Origin of the sequence: Novacetimonas hansenii JCM 7643 (genome assembly GCF_000964405.1) — a bacterium.
GTDB classification, from domain to species: Bacteria; Pseudomonadota; Alphaproteobacteria; order Acetobacterales; family Acetobacteraceae; genus Novacetimonas; species Novacetimonas hansenii.
In genome coordinates, this window is record NZ_BANE01000238.1 from 1 (window position 1) to 3,880 (window position 3,880).

The 3,880-nt window shown below is 62.2% G+C and carries 5 protein-coding genes; 4 read left to right on the forward strand and 1 reads right to left on the reverse strand.

The features are described from left to right. Nucleotides 1-165 precede the first annotated feature (165 nt). Together B7G66_RS13935 and B7G66_RS17940 are read left to right on the forward strand one after the other, a co-directional pair. Nucleotides 166-1,806: a phosphoethanolamine transferase gene (locus B7G66_RS13935; RefSeq protein ID WP_003621634.1), complete on the forward strand. Its 1,641-nt coding sequence runs from the start codon at nucleotides 166-168 to the stop codon at nucleotides 1,804-1,806. A gap of 74 nt (nucleotides 1,807-1,880) precedes the next feature. Continuing rightward, nucleotides 1,881-2,027, forward strand: a complete 147-nt coding sequence (locus B7G66_RS17940; protein ID WP_155116162.1) for a hypothetical protein — start codon at nucleotides 1,881-1,883, stop codon at nucleotides 2,025-2,027. Nucleotides 2,028-2,044: 17 nt separating this feature from the next. Here B7G66_RS17940 and B7G66_RS13940 read toward each other — a convergent pair whose 3' ends face one another. Beyond that, a complete protein-coding gene (locus tag B7G66_RS13940; RefSeq protein ID WP_040512765.1) occupies nucleotides 2,045-2,458 on the reverse strand; it encodes a hypothetical protein in 414 nt (137 codons plus the stop codon). Between the two features lie 80 nt (nucleotides 2,459-2,538). Here B7G66_RS13940 and B7G66_RS17520 point away from each other — a divergent pair, with 80 nt between their 5' ends. Continuing rightward, entirely contained in the window at nucleotides 2,539-2,733 is a 195-nt protein-coding gene (locus B7G66_RS17520) for a hypothetical protein (RefSeq protein WP_139312545.1), read from the forward strand. A gap of 12 nt (nucleotides 2,734-2,745) precedes the next feature. After that, the gene (locus B7G66_RS13945; RefSeq protein WP_003621630.1) at nucleotides 2,746-3,762 is read left to right on the forward strand and encodes a Gfo/Idh/MocA family protein; all 1,017 of its coding nucleotides are present in this window, start codon (nucleotides 2,746-2,748) and stop codon (nucleotides 3,760-3,762) included. Nucleotides 3,763-3,880 lie beyond the last annotated feature (118 nt).

Here is a 3,880-nt window from a genome sequence, read left to right on the forward strand (position 1 = left end):
CCAAAGGGCCAGCCCTTTGGCGGGTCAAGGGCAGAGCCCTTGTGACACCCTGCCCCCACCGGGAACACACCACACCCCATATTACAGATGGTTTCATCCACCCCGCCCCCATTGCATGCGGGCCGGGGCGCATGCTGTCTTGCGCGAAACAGTCTTACGGGGTCCATGACAATCGCCTTTCTACGCCGCCTTTTCCCCCGCACACGCCGCCCGGATTTCGGGTTCTGGCTTCTTGTCTCCATGGTGTTGGCCCCATCGGTCCTGTCTTCGCATGGAATCGTACGCAGCGTAGCGACGGCCATGTTGCTGATGGCCGCACTGGGGCAACGGCGGCTGGTGGTCGTGGCGTTGCTGCCCGCGCTGCTGCTGATGCCCATGGCGCTGTATTACGTGCATCTGACGGGCCACCTGCCGGGGGTGCAGCTCTGGCTTGTGCTGTTCTACTGCTCGCTGCCGGTCATCATGGGATACCTGCATGCGTTCTGGCCGTGGCTGGTGATGTGGGGGGCGGTATGTACTGGCGTAACGGCGGGATATGTCGCACGCCCGCGCGGGCCGGTGCTGCCGTCAGGATGGGGGCGGCGGGGATGGGTGCGGTGGTTCACGCTGCTGATGCTGGTGCCGATGGGCGCGCGGGTCATGCAGCTGAACCACGAAAATTTCCACCGTGCCGTGAATTACAACCCGTTTTACGGGCTGGAGGATTTCTACGATCATTCCTATCCATGGAACCTTGTCGCGGGGTACCTTGCCGGGCGGTATGAAACACGGCGCGTGACCGACATGGCGCGGCGGATGAACCACCAGCCGGTGCGCTTTGTCGCCCCGCCGGATCGCGACCCGCCACATATCGTCGTGCTGGTGATCGGTGAAAGCGCGCGGCGCGATCACCTGCACATGTATGGGTATGACGTGCCCGACACCCCGGAAATGGAACGCGAAGACGGGCTTCTGCGCTTTGGCGACATGGTGACGCCGTTTGATTACACGGTCGGGTCGGTGCCGGTCATCCTGTCGCAATATGACCGGGTCATGTCGCCACGCATCACGCAACATGACCTGATTTCCCTGTTCAACGCCGCCGGATATGGGACATGGTGGATCAGCAACCATCCCCGCCTTGGCCCGTATGACAGCGTGATCGGCGCCTATTCCGAACAGGCGCGTCACGTCATCTATACCACCGTGCATGGCGGGATGATGAGTCGGCCGAAACTTGACGAAGCCTTGCTGCCCGAAGTTGCGCACGCCCTGCACGATGCGCATGGCAACACCTTTATCGTGGTGCATATATTCGGCAGCCATGAATTCGTGGCCGACCGTTTCCCCCGCGCCTATGCCCGGTTCGGGTCCGATTATGACGACAGCATCGCCTATACCGACCATATCATGGCGCAGATCACCGACATGCTGCGCGCCACACCGGGGGATAACATGCTGTTCCATGTGGCCGACCATGGGGTGCGGGTGGATGAATGCACCGCAGGCCATACACAGCATGGCGACCTGAAGCAGGATTACGCCGTGCCGTTCCTGATCTGGCTTTCGCCCTCATGGATTGCCCATCACCCGGCACAGTACCAGACCGCGCGCACGCATCTCGACACGCCACTGATGACATGGAACCTGCCCGACAGCATCACCGACGCCGCCGGGCTGCACCTGACCGATGCGGACGCCACGAAATCCGTGTTTTCCCCCCGGCTGGCCCGTCCACACCGCGTGGTGCATGGCGACGGGGACAACATCAACGTGGATTATGACCACAGCCATAACACCGCCGAATGCCATATCATGCCCGACTGAATCATGCCCCCCGGCGGGAATGGGGGAGCGCATCACCGGGCGCGCGCCAGAGATTGTCTGGAAACACACCCCTGATGAAAAAGGAAAGTTTCCGGGTGCCGCATTTTGGTCGAAAAAGGCGGCGTCTTCTGAAGCTTTTTAGAAAAAGCTTCACCAAAAAACTTTATGATTTCAGAATGTTACCTGTGGGAACGCAGGCATCGGGCGATGGCTGCGCCTGATGCCTGACCGTGCGGTATCAGTGCTGCTGTGCGACGCCGGGATGATGGCGGACATAGGCGTCGTAACGGCGCTGGTCCACGCAGAAGGCAAGGTTTTTATACAACTGGATATGCCGCTGTGCCGTGACCTGCTGCTGGCATGTGACGCGGTCGGCGTCCTTGTATTCATCCCACACACCACGCAGGACCGCGGCCTTTTCCTTTTCAGCGGAAACGCAGGCATATTTCACTTCATCGCCGAATTCGTTGGTACAGTCGGCATCAATGTCATATTCGGGAAAGGCCGGGCTGGCGGCGGGCAGGTGGACCGAAGGATCGACATACAGGGAATCCAACATGGCCTCTGACACCGCATGGGCGGGCGACACCCCCGTAACAAGCGTGGCCGCCACAACCGACAGCACCGCGATAACGCCACCTGTTTTCTTCATGTCCGCAATCCTTTTACGCACATCCGGCCTGCCACCGCGCAGGTCCGTCGTGGCGCGCACTGTGATGGAGTTGCAGGTAATTGGAAAGCCCAAAATCCACCATCACCGGCCCTGCGTCACGCGGGCGTGATGGCGCGGGGCAACGACAATCCCGCCACACGCGGGGGTTGCGACTGGACACCGGTGGACAATGCCGCAATGATGACGCCCCATCACCCCGACAGGTCATGGCCGCGCCCCGGACCATCGGCCTTTATGCCGCATGTACGTACTGAGGGACCGACCGCATGACCGCACCAACGCCATCGTCACCCGCCCCATCGCATGACACGTCGCGGCCCATCCGCATCGCCATCATCGGGACGGGCACGATCGCCAATACGCAACATGTGCCCGTCATCCGCGCGCATGCGGGATTTGAACTGGTCGCCGGGGTCAACCCCACGCCCGTGACATGGTGGGACGCGGCGACAGGTGATGCCAAGATGTTTTCGTCCCTGACCACCCTGATCCAGTCGGGGACAGAGGTGGACGCGGTGGCGATCTGCACCCCGCCTGCGACGCATTACGCACTGGCGGCGCAGGCACTGGCGGCGGGATGGCATGTGATGCTGGAAAAACCTCCCACGCCCATCCTGTCACAGGCGATGGACCTGCACCGTCTGGCGCGCAACGCGCGGCGCACGCTGATGACGTCATGGCATGCGGCCTGCGCCCCGGCCATCGCCCCGGCACGACAGATCCTGTCGGCCAACGGCATGCGCGCCATGCGCATCACCTGGCGCGAAAACGTGCAGAAATGGCACCCCGGCGCGAACTGGTTCTGGAAACCCGGTGGCCATGGCGTGTTCGACGCGGGCATCAACGCGCTGTCGATCGCCTGCGCGGTGATGGACGATCCCCTGTTCGTGCGCGACGCCATTCTGGATATCCCCGCCGGGGCCGCAACCCCGTGCATGGCGCAGGTACAGTGGAGCACCCCCTCCCTGTCGAGCGGGGTGGAGGGCATATTCGACTGGACCCATCGCGGGCTTGAGGTATGGGACATCGCATGGACCCTGAACAACGGGCGCAGGCTGTTGCTGTCACAGGGGGGCGGCGGCCTGTCGCTGGACGGGGTGGGCATCACCCTGCACGGGACGCATGAATATGAATGTGTCTATAGCCGGTTCGAATCCCTGGTCCATGCCGGCGCATGCGACATCGAATACCGCCCCGTCGCCCTGGTGGAAGACATCCTGTCCACCGGACAGCGCCGACCCGCCGAAATGGCGGTGCCGATCACACCCGACCCGGCCCCCTGAGACGCGCGTTGCCCGGTGTGTCCTGCGGGAGAGTGTTTGAAAACAACTCATTGATAGAAAACAGGACAAGTTTCTGGGTGCCGCCTTTTGATCGAAAAAGGCGGCGTCTTCTGAAGCT

Coding starts and splice junctions, on each gene's coding strand:
- B7G66_RS13935 (WP_003621634.1), top strand. CDS start 166: ATGACAATCGCCTTTCTACGCCGCCTTTTCCCCCGCACACGCCGCCCG.
- B7G66_RS17940 (WP_155116162.1), top strand. CDS start 1,881: ATGAAAAAGGAAAGTTTCCGGGTGCCGCATTTTGGTCGAAAAAGGCGG.
- B7G66_RS13940 (WP_040512765.1), bottom strand. CDS start 2,458: ATGAAGAAAACAGGTGGCGTTATCGCGGTGCTGTCGGTTGTGGCGGCC.
- B7G66_RS13945 (WP_003621630.1), top strand. CDS start 2,746: ATGACCGCACCAACGCCATCGTCACCCGCCCCATCGCATGACACGTCG.